3 protein-coding genes are annotated in these 2006 nt (G+C 52.0%); all 3 read right to left on the bottom strand.

Features of this window, described 5'->3' with window-relative positions; all coding sequences use genetic code 11:
* Nucleotides 1-360, bottom strand: a 360-nt coding sequence (locus AC0QH1_RS30480) for an anti-sigma factor family protein (RefSeq protein ID WP_442957395.1), incomplete at its 3' end; no start/stop codon positions are given.
* 147 nt (nt 361-507) lie between these two features.
* Nucleotides 508-1167 (bottom strand): sigma-70 family RNA polymerase sigma factor, encoded by a 660-nt coding sequence (locus AC0QH1_RS30475; protein ID WP_324635204.1) that lies wholly within the window; start codon nt 1165-1167, stop codon nt 508-510.
* A gap of 213 nt (nt 1168-1380) precedes the next feature.
* Nucleotides 1381-1890 carry a molybdenum cofactor biosynthesis protein MoaE gene (locus AC0QH1_RS30470; protein ID WP_324635203.1) on the bottom strand — a complete coding sequence of 170 codons (510 nt, stop codon included), beginning with the start codon at nt 1888-1890 and terminating at the stop codon, nt 1381-1383.
* Nucleotides 1891-2006: the final 116 nt, after the last annotated feature.

Below are 2006 nucleotides of genomic sequence, written 5' to 3'. Positions count from 1 at the left end.
CGCATCAATGCGGCTAAACACCTGCGCCACAAATTCTTCCACAGGTTCGTCAGAAATCGGCACCGGCATGTCATTCACGCCAGCGCGCAGTTTGACAAGTTGCTGATAAGATTGCTGCATCTGTGGCTCGGTTTCCAGCCACCGTTCCACTTGCTCGGCGTCGCGCGAATTCAGTTCGCCATCTAAATAGGCACTGAGGGATTCAAATCGTTCGGCGGCGCGACGATCGCCTCTGGTCAAGTCGTTCGGAACTGAATTTATCGGTACCAGGGACAGATTTGGTTTATTCCCATTTTGCGCTCCCGATCGCCTAAGGTTTGGTTTTTGCGGAGCGTCATGGGATTCATAGTTACGGGTCATTTCAACACCACCACCAATGACACTGGGGAAAGCACCCCGGAAAACAACTGCTTTTCTTGTCTACTAATCATCTTATTTTATCTTTCTGGAGTTAAACGTTTGGCGGTTCGGATTTAACGCTGATTTCGGGGAAACCGAACCTGAGGCTTAACTATCCAAATAACTTTGTAACTGCACTTGCAGACGCTGACGCGCTCTGGCAATTCTCGATTTCACGGTTCCGAGAGAAACCCCCGTGATTTCGGCTATTTCCTCATAAGGGAGTCCTTCAATTTCGCGCAGCACGATCGTGGTCCGGAAGACTTCTGGCAAGTCGGCGATCGCTTCGCGCAGTTGGTCGTAAAATTCCCGGGTAGTTAAATCTTCATCCGGCCCGGGCTCATCTGCTGCAATTTCCCAATCCATTTCCCCATCGTCGAGCATTCGCGGGGCATCTAAGGACAATGGATCGCGGACGCGCTTGCGCTTACGCAGCTCATCGTAAAACAAATTCGTAGCAATTCGACTTAACCAGCCCCGGAATTTCACGGGATCTTTAAGTCTCTGGATATTACGATAAACCCGAATCCAGACTTCCTGCGCCAAATCTGCGCGATCTTGCCAGTCTGGAGCCAAGTGATACAGAATTTTTTCCACGTGGGACTGATAGCGGCGCAGCAGTTCGGCAAATGCAGCGCGATCCGGGCGGCTCCCCTGCTGACAGCGCACGACTAATTCGTAGTTAGAGAGTTTTTCAGGTTGCACTGGGGCTTGAGGAGTATTCGCCTCACCCGTGGGCCAAGAAGACACAGAAGGAGAGTAACTCATGGGGCGGAATTCGCTTTATAACATTCCAATTCAAGGGACACTCTGATTCTGTGAAAAGTTCCCGATGGGGTTCCTTACAGGGATGGCAGTTTTGCCATTGGCACAGCGCATGGGTCTGGGTGAGGCGGTTGGACGATTGATTATAGCAGTTTTCCGCAGCTTGTCTCCGGAATTAAGGGCAAATCATTCACTAGGGTTGATTTTCAATGGTTTTCAATGGCTGGGGTTGGGTTCGGTTTCGCAAGCACCAATACTCACCCAAGAACTCGACCCATCGGCCCAATGTTCTTTTTTCCAAATTGGCGCGTTGTGTTTGAGGGTGTCGATCGCATAGCGACAACCCTCAAATGCTTCTTTGCGGTGCGGACATCCCACTGCTACCAATACGCTAATTTCGCCTATCTGCAAGCGCCCAATGCGGTGGTAGATGACGATTCGATTCACCTGCGGCCAAGATTGGCGGATTTGAGCAGCAATTTGGCGGAATACGGCGAGTGCCATTGGTTCGTAGGCTTGATATTCCAGCGCCACCACCGGTTTGCCATCGGTGCGATCGCGCACGGTCCCGCTCATCACCACCACCGCACCGTTGCCCGCATCGTCTGCTAAGGCATAGACTTCCTCTAATGACAAGGGTGCAAGGGTGATGGCAAAGCGATCGTTCGCATGTTCTGGCTTTCTCGTGGCGATCGGGGGCTTCGGTGCAGTGTTCGGACTTTGCATGAGCGATCGATTAACATTTTCATACCTCTATCCATTCAGTGTGACGTACTCCCGACGCCGACCGCTTAGGCGGTACGGCGCGGGCTTCTGCGCCCAGACCTTTGAGATCTGGGTTT

Source organism: Phormidium sp. CCY1219, from assembly GCF_055795085.1.
This window is presented reverse-complemented; position numbering and strand designations above follow the sequence as displayed.